Annotated in this window: 16 protein-coding genes; 11 read left to right on the top strand and 5 right to left on the bottom strand. The window is 44.0% G+C overall.

Annotated elements, in window-relative coordinates; translation table 11 throughout:
- The first annotated feature begins 20 nt into the window (after positions 1–20).
- The 11 genes from IKW96_RS10585 to IKW96_RS10635 all read left to right on the top strand — a co-directional run bounded on the left by IKW96_RS10585 (position 21) and on the right by IKW96_RS10635 (position 12809).
- Complete coding sequence (locus IKW96_RS10585) at positions 21–1994, top strand: DHH family phosphoesterase (RefSeq protein WP_296574302.1); 1974 nt, start codon at positions 21–23, stop codon at positions 1992–1994.
- Positions 1995–2013: 19 nt separating this feature from the next.
- Complete coding sequence (gene rplI, locus IKW96_RS10590) at positions 2014–2460, top strand: 50S ribosomal protein L9 (RefSeq protein WP_296574304.1); 447 nt, start codon at positions 2014–2016, stop codon at positions 2458–2460.
- Positions 2461–2472: 12 nt separating this feature from the next.
- Entirely contained in the window at positions 2473–3828 is a 1356-nt protein-coding gene (gene dnaB / locus IKW96_RS10595) for a replicative DNA helicase (RefSeq protein WP_296574306.1), read from the top strand.
- A 2-nt stretch (positions 3829–3830) separates the two neighbouring features.
- Complete coding sequence (gene tilS, locus IKW96_RS10600) at positions 3831–5165, top strand: tRNA lysidine(34) synthetase TilS (protein WP_296574309.1); 1335 nt, start codon at positions 3831–3833, stop codon at positions 5163–5165.
- A 17-nt stretch (positions 5166–5182) separates the two neighbouring features.
- Entirely contained in the window at positions 5183–7090 is a 1908-nt protein-coding gene (gene ftsH, locus IKW96_RS10605; RefSeq protein ID WP_296574312.1) for an ATP-dependent zinc metalloprotease FtsH, read from the top strand.
- A gap of 75 nt (positions 7091–7165) precedes the next feature.
- Entirely contained in the window at positions 7166–7585 is a 420-nt protein-coding gene (locus IKW96_RS10610) for an FHA domain-containing protein (protein ID WP_296574317.1), read from the top strand.
- Positions 7575–8870: an FtsW/RodA/SpoVE family cell cycle protein gene (locus IKW96_RS10615; RefSeq protein ID WP_296574320.1), complete on the top strand. Its 1296-nt coding sequence runs from the start codon at positions 7575–7577 to the stop codon at positions 8868–8870. Before IKW96_RS10610 ends, IKW96_RS10615 begins: the two co-directional genes overlap by 11 nt.
- Entirely contained in the window at positions 8867–10228 is a 1362-nt protein-coding gene (locus IKW96_RS10620; RefSeq protein ID WP_296574323.1) for a penicillin-binding transpeptidase domain-containing protein, read from the top strand. The genes IKW96_RS10615 and IKW96_RS10620 overlap by 4 nt, the downstream gene beginning before the upstream one ends.
- Positions 10229–10373: 145 nt before the next feature.
- Positions 10374–10901, top strand: coding sequence for a ribosome-associated translation inhibitor RaiA (gene raiA / locus IKW96_RS10625; protein ID WP_296574326.1), 528 nt, complete (start codon positions 10374–10376; stop codon positions 10899–10901).
- A 63-nt stretch (positions 10902–10964) separates the two neighbouring features.
- A complete protein-coding gene (locus IKW96_RS10630) occupies positions 10965–11636 on the top strand; it encodes a lactate utilization protein (protein WP_296574329.1) in 672 nt (223 codons plus the stop codon).
- A 198-nt stretch (positions 11637–11834) separates the two neighbouring features.
- Positions 11835–12809 (top strand): aldolase catalytic domain-containing protein, encoded by a 975-nt coding sequence (locus IKW96_RS10635; protein ID WP_296574331.1) that lies wholly within the window; start codon positions 11835–11837, stop codon positions 12807–12809.
- A gap of 38 nt (positions 12810–12847) precedes the next feature.
- Here IKW96_RS10635 and IKW96_RS10640 read toward each other — a convergent pair whose 3' ends face one another.
- From IKW96_RS10640 to IKW96_RS10660, 5 genes are all read right to left on the bottom strand, one after another.
- The gene (locus tag IKW96_RS10640; protein WP_296574334.1) at positions 12848–15088 is read right to left on the bottom strand and encodes a DNA topoisomerase (ATP-hydrolyzing) subunit A; all 2241 of its coding nucleotides are present in this window, start codon (positions 15086–15088) and stop codon (positions 12848–12850) included.
- Complete coding sequence (locus tag IKW96_RS10645) at positions 15089–15313, bottom strand: hypothetical protein (protein WP_296574338.1); 225 nt, start codon at positions 15311–15313, stop codon at positions 15089–15091.
- Positions 15314–15325: 12 nt separating this feature from the next.
- On the bottom strand, positions 15326–17305 hold the full coding sequence (locus tag IKW96_RS10650; RefSeq protein ID WP_296574342.1) for a toprim domain-containing protein: 1980 nt from the start codon (positions 17303–17305) through the stop codon (positions 15326–15328).
- A 142-nt stretch (positions 17306–17447) separates the two neighbouring features.
- The gene (locus IKW96_RS10655; protein ID WP_296574346.1) at positions 17448–17798 is read right to left on the bottom strand and encodes an arsenate reductase family protein; all 351 of its coding nucleotides are present in this window, start codon (positions 17796–17798) and stop codon (positions 17448–17450) included.
- 70 nt (positions 17799–17868) lie between these two features.
- Entirely contained in the window at positions 17869–18870 is a 1002-nt protein-coding gene (locus IKW96_RS10660) for a cell wall hydrolase (RefSeq protein WP_296574349.1), read from the bottom strand.
- Between the last annotated feature and the right edge of the window lie 20 nt (positions 18871–18890).

An 18890-nucleotide genomic window follows, 5' to 3' on the forward strand; every position in this document is an offset into this window, starting at 1 on the left:
GATCCGAAAGGAGCATTAAGGTGAAAAATAAATTCCCCTCAGTTATGTTGACACTTCATCTGCTTGCGCTGGGGGTATTGATACCTGCATTTCTGCTCAGCAACAACAACAGTACTATCATCAACATACTCTTTGGCGCTGCGATAGCTCTTATATTCAGCTGTATAGTTTATGCAATAATATATTCGCGCAATTCCATGCGACGTATCTCTAAAATGAATCAGCACCTTGAAAGCTCGGCTGCTGAATTTATGAATTCTCTGCCGGCACCTGTGGCCGTTATTGACGATAACAGGCAGTTTGTCTGGTATAATCAGATATTCTCTGAAAAGATCGGTCTCGGTCAGGACGTTTACGGACTTGATTTTGAGAGCTTCGTAAAAATGGATATCGATATTATATCAAGGAACGGATACGCGATATGTCCCGTAAACGGCTGTATTTATAACGTGACATCGGAAAAATTCGAGAAAAATGATATGTCTTTCCTCGTTATGTACTTCCATGATGATACAAACTATTATACCATTAAAAGGGATATGCTTGAGTCTCACCCGAACGTTGTCATCATCACAATAGACAACTACGACGATATAATGCAGAACGCAAAGGAAAGTGAAAAAGCTCAGACTTCCGTTGAAACCGAGAAGCTTATCGAAAATTTCATGAGTAAAACCAACGGTTTTATTAAAAAAACTTCTTCAAACACTTTCTTTGCCATTATTGAGAACAAGCATCTCAATGAAATTATCGAGGAGAAGTTCAAGATCCTTGACTCTGCAAGAAATATCAAAATATCAGGCAAATATCCCCTTACCTTTTCAATAGGCGTGGGTCAGGGAGCTCATTCCCTTGCCGAAAGCGAAAAATTCGCAAGACAGTGCCTTGATATGGCTCTCGGACGCGGCGGCGACCAGGCTGTTGTAAAAACCGATAACGGATACAGGTTTTTCGGCGGTGTTTCCAGCGGTGTTGAGAAACGTTCGCGCTCAAAAACAAGGATCATTGCCAACGCGCTGCAGGATCTTATCGCAAACTGCGACAGGGTCTTCATTATGGGGCACCGCTTCGGCGATCTTGATTCGGTCGGAGCTGCCTGCGGTATCGCTGGTGCGGTCATAAACCTCGAAAAAGAAGCTTTTATAGCTGTAGACCGCTCAAAAAACCTCGCCGCAAATCTTATCGACAAGATAGATGCTGAAACCGAAGGGGCTCTTTTCATTACTCCCCAGGAAGCGGAAAGTATGATAGCGCCAAATGACCTTCTCGTCATAGTTGACACCCATAATAAGGATTATATCGAAAGCCGTACTCTTTATGAGAGAGCGAGAGCTATAGTCGTCATAGATCATCACAGAAAAACTGTGAATTTCATCGACGACGCAGTCATTTTCCACCATGAGCCCTATGCTTCATCGGCTTCAGAAATGGTCACGGAGATAATCCAGTACCTGAATTACCCGAATGACGAAAAAATCGCGAGCTGCTTTGCCGACGCTCTGTTGTCGGGAATAATGCTCGACACCAAGAATTTTGTAATGCGTACAGGCGTAAGGACATTCGAGGCTGCTGCTTTCCTTAAAAAGCTGGGAGCTGATACTATCGCCGTAAAGCATCTTTTCTCAAATTCCATAGATTCTTACAGAAGAAAAACACAGATAGTCGCTTCTGCGAAGATACATAACAACTGTGCCATCGCTTCAGCCGATTTCAATTCCGACGATATAAGGATAGTTGCTCCGCAGGCTGCGGACGAGCTTCTCGGCATAACGGATGTTGACGCTTCATTTGTTATTTATAAGACAAACAATATCGTGAATATCTCCGCAAGGTCGCTGGGCGGACTCAACGTTCAGGTCGTTATGGAACAGCTCGGCGGCGGCGGACATCAGACAATGGCTGCAGCACAGCTTGAAAACATTACACCGGAAGAAGCCGCTAAGGCTTTGATAACAGCAATAGACGACTGCAAAAACAGCAGTACCGATCTCTGATAAAGAAAGGTTGATGAATATGAAGGTTATTTTCTTACAGGACGTTAAAGGTTCAGGCAAAAAAGGCGAAATCAAGAACGTTGCAGACGGTTATGCACGCAATATGCTGCTCCCTAAGGGTTACGCCGTTGAAGCAACTGCTGCTAATATGAACAAGCTCGAAGGAGCTCAGGCTTCCGCACAGCACAAGATAGACGTTGACATACAGGCCGCTCAGGAAGCAGCTGCTAAGCTCAAAGGCAAAAAGGTGAATATCGCTGCAAAGGCAGGCTCGAACGGTAAGCTTTTCGGCTCTGTTACAGCTGGAAATGTTGCTGATTGCCTTGCAGAGCAGTTCGGCGTTAAGGTCGACAAGAAAAAAGTCGTGCTCAGCACGGATATCAAGAATTTCGGTTCATATACTGCTACTGTAAAGCTTTACAACGGTATATCCGAGACTATCGACGTTGAAGTAGTCGAAGGCTGACCGGTGAACACTATGGGTGAACATGAACTCCTGCTTTCCGCCCGTGAGCTGCCTCACAGCATAGAAGCAGAACAGTCTGTCCTCGGAGCTATAATTTCTCAGCCCTCCGTTCTTCCCGACGTTATCGAGCTTATAAAGCCCGAATACTTTTACAATGAACAGCATAAGGCATTATATTCAATAATGCTTCAGATGAACTCAATGAGTCTGCCTGTTGACATTGTTACGGTTCTCAACGAAGCTGAAAAGCAGCATATCTTTGAAAGCCCTGCGGAGGGACGAAGATATCTTGCCGAAATAGGCAATATGCTCCCCTCTACTGCGAATATTCAGAGCTACTGCAAGATAGTTGCGGACAAATACTTCCTGAGAAGTCTCAGCTTTGTTGCAAAAACTATCCTTGATGAGGTGCAGTCAGGCGAACAGGACGCGCAGCTCCTGCTTGACTCGGCAGAACAGAAGATATACGATATCAGACAGGGCAAGGACGTAAGAGGACTTGTTCCCCTTTCGGAGGCTATTGCCGAGGCGTATGACAGGCTCGGAAAGATATCTGGTCCCGACAAGGAAAAATATGTAGGTGCAAGAACAGGTTTTACCCTTCTTGACAGCATTACCTCCGGTCTTAACAAATCCGACCTTATCATAATCGCTGCCCGTCCGGGTATGGGAAAGACCTCTTTTGCAATGAATATCGCTACAAATGTAGCTCGAAGAGCGGAAAAGGAAGTAGTTACCTTCAACCTCGAAATGTCAAAGGAACAGATAGCTACACGTATCCTTTCAACAGAAGCCCTTGTTGAGTCAAATACACTCAGAAACGGCAGGATATCAGGTGACGACTGGGTAAAACTTGCTACAAGCGCAGGCTATCTCAGTACACTTCCGCTTTTTATAGACGATACAGCAAGCATGACAGTTCAGCAGATGAAAGCAAAGCTACGCAGAACCAAAAATCTCGGACTTGTCATCATCGACTACCTTCAGCTCATGGAATCGACCTCGCGTTCCGATAACCGAGTTACTGTCATCAGTGAGATAACCCGTCAGCTCAAGGTAATGGCTAAGGAACTGAATGTTCCGGTCATACTTCTTTCACAGCTCTCTCGTGCTGTTGAGAGCCGAACGGATAAGCGCCCTATGCTTTCAGACCTGCGTGAGTCAGGTTCTATCGAGCAGGACGCAGATATAGTTCTTTTCCTTTACAGGGACGCTTACTACAACAAGGAAAGTCAGCGTCAGAACATTTCTGAGTGTATCGTTGCCAAAAACAGACATGGTGAAACAGGTACAGTTGAGCTTATATGGGACGGTCAGTTCACAAGATTCTCGAATCCCGACTATAATGCTCCGCCTGAGAATGTATGATAATGTTAAATAAAGTTTATAACTTCATTAATAAATATAATATGCTTAGCTGCGGCGATACCGTGATATGCGGTCTCTCGGGCGGTGCTGACAGTGTTGCTTTACTGCTTATTCTAAATGAATTGAGCGATTCTCTTGGCATAAAATTGGAGGCTGTCCATGTAAATCACTGCCTCAGAGGTGATGAAAGCGACAGGGACGAGCTCTTCTGCAAGAAGCTCTGCGCTGACAACAACATCCCGTTTACAGCTGTTTCATGCGATGTAAAGAGCTTTTCTCAGGAAAAAGGTCTTTCCACAGAAGAAGCTGCAAGAGAACTCCGATATTCCATATTCAGAGAAAAGTCGTCTGGCAAAAAAATGGCGACGGCTCATAATGCAAATGACGCTCTTGAGACTGCTATTCTCAATCTTGCCCGCGGAACAGGTTTAAAGGGACTTGCAGGAATACCGCCCGTAAGAGGCAATATAATTCGTCCCTTGCTTCCTGTTACCCGTGCTGAGATAGAAAACTATCTCAAAATCAAGGGACAGACTTACGTAACTGACAGTACGAACTTATCCGATGACTATACAAGAAACAGGATAAGGCATAGGATAATCCCCCTTTTACAGGAGATAAACGCCTCTGTTATTGAATCGTCGGTCAGTTCGTTAGACGTTGTCCGCGATGAAAATATGCTCATCGAAAAAATGGTCGATGAAGCCGTGAAAAACTGCCTTGACGGCAAAAGGCTGTCGGGACTTGAAAAATATGACCATGTAGTGCGAAAAAGAGCGATATCGAGACTTTTGTCAGAAAATAAGCTCCCCTATTCGCATAAGCGACTTGACGAAGCAGATAATATACTTATTAACGGCGGAAAAATCAATATTTCCGACCAGTATTATCTTATCGGTTCAGAAAAAAACATTGAATTAAAAAAAATAACGCCTGTTTCAACGGAAGTTGTTTCGGCTCCGCTGAAAATGGGTATCAATCGGATATTTGCGGAATCTTCCCTTTTCTGCGAACTTATCGAATGTGATAATTTGAAGAAAAATGAAACTGTTAACAAAATATCCACATTTTTTCTTCTTGATTATGATAAAATAAGAGGAAGAGCAATTGTCAGAAGCCGTGTATATGGTGACAAAATAAAGCTCAGAGGAAGAAGCTTCACTTCTTCTGTTAAAAAATTGATAAACGAAATGATCGCCGTTGAAAACAGAAGTACTCTGCATTTCATTGAGGACGAGGAAGGAACGATCTTTGCCGAGGGTATAGGAATTGCCGACAGAGTCGCTCCGGATAAGGATACAGCCAGATTTCTAAAGATTTCTGTAAATCGAATATAAAGAATGGAGAGGATAATTTGACACCAAAGAAGAGTAAAGGCGTTCTTACCTATCTGCTTATCGTAGGAATTGCCGTTTTCATGCTGGTATTTATCAGCTCAAAGCTCAATCAGAACGCTGAAAAGACTGAATACACCGAGATAATCAGTCTGTTTGACGAGTATAAGGTAGCTTATTACGAGCTTGACCTCGGTACAGGCGAGCTTACCTACAGACTTGAAGACAGCGAGGAAGAAAAGCATTACAACGTTCCTAATGTCAATATATTCCTTAGCGATACGGAGAATTACCGTAAGGAATATAATGCAAAGCACGATAAGCCTCTTGAACAGGACTATATCAAGATCACAGACAGAACGTGGATATATTCCCTTATCCCTGTTATACTGACCGTTCTCCTCGGCATATCCATACTCTATTTCATTATGAAACAGAACGGCGGCGGAAGCAAGTATGCCACATTCGGCAAGGCTAACCTCAAAAACGGCGCAAGCGCGCGTAAAGCGACCTTTAAGGACGTTGCAGGTGCTGACGAGGAAAAACAGGAGCTTATCGAAATAGTCGACTACCTCAAAAATCCGAGAAAATACACAGAACTCGGTGCCAAGGTGCCTAAGGGCGTTCTTCTTCTCGGCCCTCCTGGTACAGGTAAAACCCTCCTTGCACGTGCAGTTGCAGGCGAGGCAGGCTGCCCGTTCTTCCCTATCTCGGGTTCTGATTTCGTTGAAATGTTTGTCGGAGTCGGTGCTTCGCGTGTAAGAGACCTTTTTGAACAGGCTAAAAAACACGCTCCTGCTATAATCTTCATTGATGAGATAGACGCTGTAGGACGTCACAGAGGTGCTGGTCTCGGTGGCGGACACGACGAGCGTGAGCAGACTCTCAACCAGCTGCTCGTAGAAATGGACGGATTTACAGGTAATGACAGTGTTATTGTTATCGCTGCTACCAACAGACGTGATATCCTTGACCCTGCTCTTCTCAGACCAGGTCGTTTCGACCGCCAGATCGTTGTCGGATATCCTGATGTAAAGGGTCGTGAGGAGATACTCCGCGTCCATGCAAAGAACAAGTCACTCGGTCCCGATGTTGACCTCAAGGTTATAGCAAAGACCACCCAGGGCTTCACAGGCGCCGATCTTGAAAACGTACTGAACGAAGCTGCTCTCCTTGCAGCAAGAAACAATCGTCTTGCTGTTACTGAAGCTGATATCGAAGAAGCTACAATGAAGGTCATTGCAGGTCCTGAGAAAAAGTCACGTATAGTAACAGAGCACGATAAACTTGTTACTGCTTATCACGAGGCAGGTCATGCTGTTGCGGCATACAACCTCAAAACTCAGGATAAGGTACACCAGGTCACGATCATACAGCGTGGTATGGCTGCAGGACTTACTGTTACAAGACCTGATAACGATGACAGACACGTTTCACGCAATCAGATGCGCGAGAGTATCATAATGCTTCTGGGCGGTCGTGTTGCCGAAGAGCTCTTTATCGACGACATCTGCACAGGCGCTTCAAATGATATCGAGCGTGCTACTTCAACTGCAAGAAACATGGTTACAAAGTACGGCTTCTCAAAGAAGATAGGTACTGTTGTATACGGTTCAGAGAGCGATGAGGTATTCCTTGGCAAGGATTACGGTCATACACGTAATTACAGCGAAGCTGTTGCAGCACAGATCGATGAAGAAGTAAGAGCTATCATCGAAAAGGCTTACAGCGATTGTACAGCTCTTCTCAAGGCTAATGAAGACAAAATGCATTTCCTTGCAAAATATCTTCTTAAATTTGAAAAGATCGACGGAGATGACTTTGAAAAGCTCATGAGTGGAGAAATGTCAGAGGAAATTCTTCTTACTGATCCCCTTGAGGAGGAAAAGCCGGAGGAAACTTCCGAAGAAGAAACTACAGAAGAATAATATAAAGTCCCGAAGAGCTCTCTTCGGGATTTTTATTGAAAATATTCTTCACTTTCATCACAAGAAGGTGTTTTTATGGATTCTATTAATCTTGTTTTATGTATTATAGCTGCCGCAGCTCTTGATATATGCGTCCTTGTAATACTGCTGACTGCTTATCGCGAGAAAAAGTCGGCAAAGAAAAAATGGTCCGAAATATCCATGGATATGGAGCTTGCCGAACAGGGTATGACTTATGAGCTTGGCTGCGACGAAGTACTTATCGGACGTCATGCGTCTGCGGATATACGGCTCCCTGACCTTTCTGTTTCACGATATCACGCTATACTTACAGTTTCCGACGGAAAATGGTCAATTAAGGATATGGGCTCGAAATCAGGACTCTTCATCAACGGGAGCATGGTCAAAGAGGCAGTACTCAACGAAAACGACGTTATAACCCTCGGAAACCGTCGTCTTATATTCAGAAAAAGGGGGCGTGAACGTGTACGCTAACCCGATTGCATTCGGTTTATCAAGTTTTTTTGTTCTTTTAGCTCATATTGCAATGCTGTTCAACGTTTATATCAACGGAAATTATAAGAATGTCAGAGATGTTGTTATTCTCGGTGCAGCTGTCCTGCTGGTGGACATAGCCTACTTTGCTGTGATACTCTTCTTCAGGCAGACCACATATGCCCTTGATTTTCTGCTGATACTCATACTTAACATGAGCTTTATATTCCAGTCGTGCTTCGGAGAAGTCGGCTTTAATGTAAAACACCTGATAACCTGTATCGCCTGCATAGCTTCCTGCAAGGCAGGTTTTATACTTTGCAGGAACCATAAGCTGCTTCAGAGCAGAAAAAAGCTAATTTATGGCTTAGCTGTCGGCGTTCTGTTTGTAACTCTCATTGTTACGCTTGTAAAAAAGGATATGTGGATATACATCGGAAAGTTCACATTACAGCCCTCAGAGTTCATAAAGCCTCTGTTCGTACTTGCCTGCGCGACTTCCATAGAAGATCAGCAGAAGAAACACAAGGTCCTTTTTGTAAACGTAGTTTACGAAAATATAACACTCATTATTCTTACGGCGGCAATATGCCTTGTTCAGGTAAAATCTCACGATTATGGCAGTTTGCCTACCTTCCTCAGTATTTTTTCCGTTGGATTCCTCCTCAGGATATGCTATCCTAAGGCGAAATTCTCGAAAAAGAAGCTTTTTGCTGTTATCGGTGTTATAATCGTATTTGTACTGATCGGTCTCAAATATGCTCCGGATTACGTACAGCACAGACTTCATGTGGATATATGGAGCGACAAGACGGGCGACGGTTATCAGCAGTCAAAGGCACTTATCGCCATTGCAAACGGCGGCTGGCTCGGACTTGGTCCCGGAAATGGCTTTCTCTCCAATATCTTTGCCTATGACAACGACATAGTTTTCGCAACGATAAGTGAGGAATGGGGACTTCTCTTTGCACTTATGGCTGTACTTGCGATAATAATCATAACTGCCATACCACTTGTCAATCCTGCAAGGTCTTATTATCACGGAACTATCTCCGCCTGCGTTTGTGCAGCATTTATCGTACAAATGGCACTGAATATATTCGGTTCCTGCAACCTTATCCCGTTTACCGGCGTAACGATTCCCTTCCTTTCATCAGGCGGAAGCTCTCTAATGGTCAGCGGCTTTATGGTCGGAATGCTCATGGCAACTCAGTCTCCTTCATTCAGAGAACCCGGACATCCAAAGCAGGAGCCGTCTGTACCAGCATGGAGGTGGCAGGAATGAAAAGCATTAAACGAACTCAGCGTATAATAAGTGCTGTTATTCTGCTGTTTATTATCGGTATGGCTCTCCTTGTCATTAAACTTGTACATGAGTCTTCCTTTTACATGATGAACTCCGATGTTCATCAGCTCGGATATGTTTACGACCGTTCGGGTGATGTACTGTTTGACGGTAGCGGGACAGGTTCCTATCCTGATAATCATTTCCTTGATGTAGGTAATCTTATCGGCGATGACAAGGGACAAATGGACAATACTCTTGTTGCGCGAAATCTTGAGAAAATAAACAATTACAGCTTCAATGACGGACTTGTGCCCAGCGGCGGAAAGGCTGCAATATATACGACCCTTGACCACAATGCCAACAGAGCTGTTTTTGACGCATACGACTATATGGAGGGCTGCGTTTCTGCATATAACTATAAGACGGGCGAACTGCTCGTATGTGTAAGTCTCCCATCCCTTGATGTCACAAATGGTTATGATAATTTGGGAAGTTTCAAATCAGGTACACTTTTATCGAAGAATATGTACGGAACTGTTCCGGGTTCTACGCAGAAGGTCTCAACTGTTATCTCTGCTATTGAAATTATGGGCAGCGATCAGCTTTTTTCGAAGAGCTACACCTGTTCTGGCAGATACCAGAATTTATCGGGAGCTTTCATCGACTGCCATAATCCTTACGGACACGGCACTCAGAACATACAGGAAGCCTTTGAAAACAGCTGCAATCCGTTCTTTGCTCAGCTTGTGGAGGACGAGGCTCTGCCTCTCGAAAAAGTGAAAAAACAGTATGCAAAAATGGGGTACGCTCTTAACGGCGAGGATATGACTTATATCGACATAAACGGGATCAAGTGCGAGACAGCTTCTACAACTCTTGTTGATCCATATGAGTTCAGGACACAGTGGGGCTGTATTGGTCAGGGCGATACTCTTGTCAGTCCGATGCAGCTTATGATGTGGCAGAGCGCTATTGCAAACGGCACCGGAAAAATGACAATGCCTCACCTGATTGACCATGTTACCGATACACGTGGTAAAGAGAAGGAAAAAGCTCCAACAAAGTTCAGCGAAAAGCTATTCTCAGAGAATACTGCCGAAGCTGTTAAGCAGATAATGCTTACAAACGGTGCTGACAGATATACATACCTGATAAACGGATACAAAGTCGGAGTAAAGAGCGGAACTGCTCAGGTCGATGAAGGAATGAAGGAAAATTCGCTGCTTGTGGGCTTTGTTGACGATCCTTCCTTCCCTATCGCTTTTGCTATTCTTATCGAGGATAAGGACAGCGGATACCTCACAACGGAACAGATCGCACAGGTGCTTCTTGATAATTTAAAAAACGATTTCTGATGTCAGATTAAACAAAATATACCATTTAGTTTGTGCATTTCAAACGAATTTAACAAAATTCTCTTGTAAAGCCACTTCTTTTATGGTATAATATAACCATAAAGTACAGTTTTGCATCTTGCAAAGCTATAAAAGGAGGACCAATATGAAAACAACTATCACAGCTAAGAAAATGCAGATACCTACTAACTTTACTGAGTACGCAGCGAAGAGGATCGATTCACGTCTCGGAAAATTTTTTGGAGAGGAAGCTGATGCTAAGATTGTAATTTCGGAAATAAAGACTCAGATAATTCTTGAGCTTACTGTTAAATATAACAGCATAATATTCCGTGCAGAGCGTTCTGCCGAAGACAAATATGTTGCGCTTGATGATGCTATCGACAAGATAATCAGACAGATCAGAAAGAACAAGACAAAGGTCGAGAAGAAGCTTAAAGACGCTGCTTTCAAGGAAGCATTTGCTTATCCTGTTCCCGATACTGTTGACTACGAGGTAATCAAGCACAAGAAGTTCAAGATGAGACCTATGGACATTGACGAAGCTATTCTTCAGATGAATCTTCTTGATCATGAGTTCTTTATGTTCACAAATGCTGATTCAGGTCTTATTAATGTGGTTTATAAGCGTGACGACGGCAATTATGCCGTTCTCGAACCTGATAACGATTAATTGCAAATACTGTATGCGGGGCTTATGTCCCGCATATTGATTTTATGAATGGAGTGTAATACAATGGACGAAAACAAGAAAACAATAATCGAAAAACGTATCCGTAAAACAGGCGAAAATCTCGTTAAGAACAATATGGAGTTCTATTATGCAAAAACCAAAGAGGACGTCTGTCCTATAGTTGAATCCCTGCTTAATGACGGCGATGTTATCACAAACGGCGGCACAATGACAATGAAAGAGTGCGGTTTGGCAGACCTCTTCAATTCTCCCAAATATAAATATCTCGACCGCGCAAAGGTCAATACGCCCGAGGAAGTTGTGGAGCTTTACAGAAAAGCTTTCTTTGCCGACGTTTATATTTCGAGCTCCAATGCAATAACCGAGGACGGTGTCCTTTACAATGTTGACGGAAACAGTAACCGTATAGCTGCTATTGCCTTTGGTCCGAAATCAGTCATAATCATTGCAGGCTACAACAAGATCGTCAAAGACCTTGATGAAGCTGAAATAAGAGTCAAGCGCGATGCTGCACCGCCTAACTGCGTCCGCCTTGACTGCGCTACATATTGCAGAGAAAAGGGCGAATGTGTTTCTTTCGGAAAAGCTGGCAGACAGATCACCGACGGCTGTTCCAGCGACAGCAGGATTTGCTGCAATTACCTTATCTCAGCTCATCAGCGCCATAAAAACAGGATAAAAGTAATTATCGTGGGCGAAGAGCTTGGATATTGATTAAACTGAACAGTAAAAAATATTTCAAATGGGGATTTTACATATAAATCCCCATTTATTTTTTTGATTTTGATACAATAGGGAAAATCTCAGAAATCGTTTGACAAATGCTTGAGACTATGTTATACTATATTCAGCGAATATCGCTTTAAAGTATTACAGTGTAAAGTGGTATAGTCAAAAAGGAGAGGGATAAGTATGAAAGAATTATCAAAGCTTATGAATTACAGATCCGATGTCAAGGTCGTAGACGCAACGCTTCGAGACGGTGGACTCGTTAACGATTTCAAGTTCAGCGACGAATTTGTGAGAGATCTTTATCTTTCAAACATCAAGGCCGGCGTTGATTACATGGAGTTCGGCTACAGAGCTGACAAGGAAATGTTTGATGTCAATAAATTCGGTCCGTGCAAGTTCTGCGACGATGAGTATCTCCGTTCGATCGTAGGCGACAATCACACCGATCTCAAGGTAGCTATAATGGCAGACGTCGGACGCTGCAATTACAAGCAGGATATTGCAGACCGTGAAAACAGTCCTGTTGACCTTGTACGCGTTGCCGCTTATATCCATCAGATACCAACAGCTATAGATATGATTGAGGACGCCAAGAAAAAAGGCTATGAAGTCAGCTGCAATATCATGGCTATTTCCAACGCTCAGGAATCGGACATAAAGGTGGCTCTTGACCTTCTCGGTCAGTCCCCTGTTGACGTATTCTATATCGTTGACAGTTTCGGCTCTATCTATCCCGAGCAGATGGCAAGGATATCAGAGCTTTACGTTGAAATTGCTGAAAAGTACGGCAAAAAGGTGGGTATCCACGCTCATAACAATCAGCAGCTCGCATTTGCGAATACTATTGAAGCTGTAGGAGACGGAGTTGACTGGCTTGACGCTACATACGCTTCTATGGGCAGAGGCGCAGGAAACTGCGCTATGGAGCTTCTCCTCGGCTTCCTTAAAAACCCAAAATACAATGTATATCCTGTATTCCAGTTTATAGAAAAGCATATCAACAAGCTCCGTGAAGAGGGTACTGTTTGGGGCTACGATCTCCAGTATCTCCTCACTGGCCTTTTCAATCAGCACCCAAGAACAGCTATTCAGTACACAAAGGAAAAGAGAAATGACATATCCGAGTTCTATAAGGAGATCATTTCACAGGAATAAAAGAAAAATCCGCATTTTATATAATGCGGATTTTTCTATCAGAATGTAAGCTGATTGCTGTCGCCGAGCTCCTTTGCAGGCTTTCCCGCGGCCGGGACGCTCTTTGACCGGTATTTTTCAAGCTCTGGAAGCTCCTCGGGAGAAATAAGCTCGGCAGAAGAAAGAGCAGCTTTTCTACGGAGATTAATGACCTGTACTCCCTGAGAGTCTCTTGTGGTCTTTGGAAGTATCATTCCTGTATTGAAAACAAGAGCATGACCGCTTGTCGTCCTGAGAAGTATATCAGACTCCGCTGCAATAAATATTGCAGCGATAAGAGGAGATTTCGACGAATATGCATTTGCAAGCTTCTTGCGGTTGGTCTTTGTTTCATATGATTTCAGCGGGACCTTTGCAGCCTTTCCGTTTTCAAAAAAGAACACGATATATCCGCTGTAATCGGTAGTCGTAACAAGGGTTTTTAGGTTTTCTCCTTCGTCAAAGCCAAGCTTTGCAGGTATATAATCGCCCATAACGCTTGCCTTTGTATCGTCGAATGCGCTTGCCTTTGATTTATATGCCTGCGCCTTGTCTGAGAAGAATACAAGCTCTGTCTTGTTTGTTGCTTCAAAGCTCTGACTGATAAAGTCTCCCTCTTTAAGCTTCTGCTCACTGCTCATACGCAGGGACTGAGGTGTTATCTTTTTGAAGTATCCGCTGTCGGAGACAAAGATATTAACGGGATAATCAGGAGTATCGTCAATTTCCTCGGCTTCTTCCACATCAGACTGATAGTAGAACATGGTCTTTCTTGGCTGAGAATAGTTCTTTATAACGTCCTTTAGCTCGTCTACGATTATCCTGCGTATCTTCTTCTTATCGCGGAGGATATCCTCCATTTCAGCAATATCCTTTTTCAGCTGGTCAACTTCTTCGACCCGTCTGAGAATGTACTGCTTATTGATATTACGGAGCTTGATCTCGGCAACAAATTCAGCCTGTACCTCGTCGATACCGAAACCTATCATCAGGTTCGGAACAACATCGGCTTCGTTTTCTGTTTCACGGATTATCTTTATAGCCTTGTCTATGTCGAGAAGTATTTTTGAGAGAGCTTCCAGTAAATGGAGCTTCTCTTTTTTCTTTTGCAGGTCGTGATAAGTTCTGCGCTGTATGCATTCCTCACGGAAAGCGGTCCATTCCGTAAGGATCTCACGGACGCCCATTACCTTAGGTGTTCCTGCAATAAGGATATTGAAGTTGCAGGGATAGCTGTCCTGCAACGGAGTTAGCCTGTAGAGCTTCTGCATGAGCTTGTCGGGATCTGTACCGCGCTTCAGGTCTATCGCTATCTTCAGGCCGTCAATATCGGTCTCGTCGCGGATATAGGATATCTCTCTGATCTTGCCCTGTTTAACAAGGTCGATTATCTTTTCGATAATAGCCTCGATAGTTGTAGTATATGGTATCTCTGTTACCTCGATACAGTTTGCTGTCTTGTCGTAGCTGTATTTTGCACGAACCTTTATGCTTCCTCGGCCTGTCTCGTATACCTTGTTGAGCTCAGCTTCATCGTAGAGCATAAGTCCGCCGCCCGGGAAGTCCGGCCCTTTAAGTGTGCTGATTATATCATGATCAGGGTCCTTCATCAGTGCGATAGTAGTTTCGCAGACCTCCTCAAGATTAAAGGGACACACATTGCTTGCCATAGAAACAGCAATACCCGTATTTGAATTGACCAACACTGTAGGAAAAGTTGCAGGCAGAAGAGTAGGCTCCTGCATGGTATTATCGTAATTGGGTACGAAATCAATGGTCTCCTTGTCGATATCACGGAAGAGCTCATTACATATCTTTTCAAGCTTTACCTCGGTGTATCGCGGAGCTGCGAAGTGCATCTTGCTCGAATACTGCTTTCCGAAGTTGCCCTTGCTGTCGATATATGGGTGCAGAAGAGCCTCATTGCCTCTCGTCATACGGACAAGTGTCTCATATATTGCCTGATCGCCGTGAGGGTTGAGCTTCATGGTCTCACCAACAATATTGGCCGACTTTGAACGCTCCTTGTCAGGGCTGAGCAGTCCCCTCTTGTACATCATATAGAGAAGCTTTCTGTGAGAAGGCTTGAAGCCGTCTATCTCGGGAAGAGCTCTTGATATGATAACGCTCATGGCATAGGGCATATAGTTCTTTTTAAGCGTATCCGCTATCTTTTCGTCAACAACGCTGCCCGAGCCCTCTATATACGCTTCATGCTTGAAAACAGGCTGCTTTGAGGGAGTACTTTTTTTCCTTGGCATTTATTTTTCTCCTTCTGAACGTCTTTCGCTCTTTTTCAGAAGCTTTTCGGGATCTTTGACAAAAGTCCTCACAACGCTTCCGCAGTCACGGCATATTGTATGATAAAGCGATGTCGAATGCAGAAGACTGTCGGCGCTGTAAACCGCTCCGTAAAAGTTCTGATATCCTGTTATGAATTCAGTACCGCCGCAAAAACGGCATTTTGTCATTCTTACCTTTTTCATATTATCACTCCGTTAGCTTATATCAGCAAGATCAAGGTAATCTGCTCCGTATTCGGAGATATAGTCCTTACGTCCCTGGAGGTCATCGCCCAGGAGCATTTCAAATATTTCGGCTGATTCGCTGATATCCTCAGCAGTTACCTTGATAAGACGTCTTGTGTCGGGATTCATTGTAGTAAGGCTCATCATATCGGGCTCGTTTTCACCAAGACCTTTAGAGCGCTGTATAGTATACTTCTTATCGCCTATCATCTCTAGAATGCGCTGTTTTTCCTGCTCAGTATAGGCAAAATAGGTCTTTCCCTTGGTATTTATCTCGAAAAGAGGAGATTCTGCAATATAAACATATCCCTGCTCGATAAGCGTAGGCGTGAGCCTGTAGAGCATGGTAAGTATGAGCGTTCTGATCTGGAATCCGTCAACGTCAGCATCAGTACAGATAACTATCTTGCTCCAACGGAAGTTGTTGATGTCAAAGTTTGAAAGCTCCTTGTTGGCTTTTGTTGTCACTTCGACACCACAGCCCAGTACTTTGATAAGGTCTGTGATTATCTCGCTCTTGAATATCTTGGAGTACTCAGCTTTCAGGCAGTTCAGTATCTTTCCGCGTACAGGGATTATCGCCTGAAATTCTGCATTTCTCGCAAGCTTTACGGAACCGAGAGCCGAATCACCCTCAACGATATATATCTCGCGGCGTGAAACGTCCTTTGTACGGCAGTCCACGAATTTTTCAACCATATTTGCAAGGTCGATAGTTCCTGTGAGCTTTTTCTTTACGTTAAGGCGGACTTTTTCTGCGTTTTCACGGCTTCTCTTGTTAATAAGCACCTGTTCTGCTATCTTCTGTGCCTCATCAGGGTTCTCGATGAAGTAGACCTCAAGCTGATGACGCAGGAACTCGGTCATAGCCTCGCGGATAAATTTATTGGTAATTGCCTTTTTTGTCTGGTTAGCATAGGAGGTCTGAGTTGAGAACGATGAAGAAACAAGGATAAGGCACTCCTCAACATCTGCGTAGGTTATCTTGCTTTCGTTTTTCTGATAACCGTTTATTGACTTGATGTAGCTGTCTATCTGAGCCTGAAACGCTCTCTTTACAGCTTCTGCAGGAGAACCGCCGTGCTCAAGAAAGCTGGAGTTGTGATAATATTCCGTGAGCTTGGCTTTATTTGAAAAAGTAAGAGCAACATCGAGCTTTACCTTGTACTCGGGCTTGTCGTCACGGTCCCGTCCCTTTTTCTCGGCAGTCCAGTGCTGGATAGAAGAAAGCGTTCCCTCCCCTGCTATCTCCTGAACATACTCCGTAATACCCGATTCATAGAAGAATTCCTGCTCGTTGAAACCGCCTGCCTCATTCTCTGAACGGAAAACAAAGAGGATATTCGGGTTTACTATAGCCTGTCTCTTTAAAATATCGCAGAAGAACTCGTCAGAAACGTTTATATCGGTAAATACCTCAAGGTCGGGGCGCCAGCGTGTCTTTGTACCTGTCTGTTTTCTCTTGCAGGGTTCTTTTTTCAAGCCGCCCACGTTATTTCCCTTTTCAAAGTGAAGATCATACTTGAAACCGTCACGGATTACCTCAACATCCATGAACTCCGACGAATACTGCGTAGAACAAAGGCCAAGTCCGTTAAGGCCGAGCGAATACTCGTATGATTCGGCAGCAGCGTCATACTTACCGCCTGCATAGAGTTCGCAGTAAACAAGCTCCCAGTTATAGCGCTTCTCGTTATTGTTATAGTCAACAGGACAGCCTCTGCCGAAGTCCTCGACCTCAATCTCGTTGTTTCTGTAATGAGTGATTATTATCTTGTTGCCGTATCCTTCACGGGCTTCGTCGATAGAGTTTGAGATGACTTCAAAAATCGAGTGCTCACAGCCGTCAAGGCCGTCAGAGCCGAATATAACCGCCGGACGCTTACGGACTCTGTCCGCGCCTTTGAGCATTGATATACTGTCGTTGCCGTAATCTTGTTTCTTAGCCATAATCCTCTGCCTTTCGGTCACGTTTTAAATGCATACTTGAATATTATAGCACATATATTTCTTTTTTGCAAGTCAGCGGCAGTTTTTTCTCTTAAAATGATAAATAACTGGAAAAGGCAGTCAATTCGACTGCCCCTGCCGCCTATTTCAGCGCTTCCTCATATTCCTTTTCCTTAAAGCCAACGATCACCTTATCGCCGGTAACGACTATAGGTCTTTTTACCAGCATTCCGTCAGAGGAAAGAAGCTTGTACTGCTCCTCCTCAGACATATCCTGCAGCTTATCCTTTAGCTGCATTGACTTGTACAGAAGTCCGCTGGTATTGAAGAACTTTTTCAGCGTAAGACCGCTCTTTTTATGCCATTCCCTTATCTCGGCAAGAGTCGGGTTATTTTCTTTGATATCGCGGAATTCGTATGAAATTCCATTTTCGTCCAGCCATTTTTTGGCTTTCTGACAGGTAGTACACTTCGGGTAACATATAAACAGCATTGTTATGACTCCTTTTTACTGTATTATGAAAAAACAGCCGGCTGAAAGCCGACTGTCGTTTCCTGATTGATCAATACGATGTTCTGAAAATATTTTCTCTGCCATTGCCTGTAAAAAATAAATACCCCTGAGTAAAGGAGTCAGGCTCTGTAAAATAAAGGGTAACAGAATCCTTAACGCTCTGTGTGACCTTGTAAGAGAAAGTTCCCAGATTTACGTAACTCCAACATCCCGTAAACTGACCGTTTTGTGTGAGCACGTCATATATTGTGTTCGGGAAGATCGGAGAATCTTTTCTATTCATGATCACTTCTACTACATACGCCTTGTTGTAATTACTGATCGTATCACTGCCTGCTTCGTGAGCAACAGCGTTACAGAGAAGTATGTATTCTTCATCTGATATCGGCAGTTGAAACTCAGTTGATTCAACGTCGGTAGATGTCGGCTCTGTCTGAGGTTCAACATATGTCTCTGTTGTTACCTCCGGAGCCTCAGTTACTGTTTCGACAACAGTTGTAGTTGTTTCTGCTGTTGTTTCAGCAACCGTGGTAGTTACCGTAGTTGTTGTTTCCTGCGTTGTAGCAGCCTGTGTAGTTGTCGAAGAAATTTCAGCTATGGTAGCTGTAGTAGCCTCCCTAATAGCATCAGCAGCAGTTGCGATGATAGTCGCTGTTGTAGCTGCCTCTGTGGAGGTCTCTGTGATTAATGCGGGCGCGTGAGCCCTTGCTGGCACCGATCTTGAAATCTTTGCAGCCTTGTCAGCTGCCGTACTGTACTGGGAAGTTGTGCCTTCCTGTGCAGAACTTGTTTTCTTGCTTGTTGCTGATGTATTATCAGCCTTGTTAGATTTCTTGGTGGTTGTTCCTTTGTTTGCGATTGCCGTTAATGCCTCACCTGCTGTTGCAGCTGTTGAAGTATCGTCTCTGTCATAGTTATTGACTTCGACTTCTTCAGTGACAAGATCAGCTGTGCTAATAGTGGAGGAAGTAAGATATGCAACTCCTGCACCACCGCCCAGAACTGCAGCAACCACTCCGCAAGCTAACGCTGCGGTTTTGAGATTACCCATCAACTCATCCTTTCCTGAAA

The organism is Ruminococcus sp. (genome assembly GCF_017549005.1).
Taxonomy (GTDB): Bacteria; Bacillota; Clostridia; order Oscillospirales; family Ruminococcaceae; genus Ruminococcus.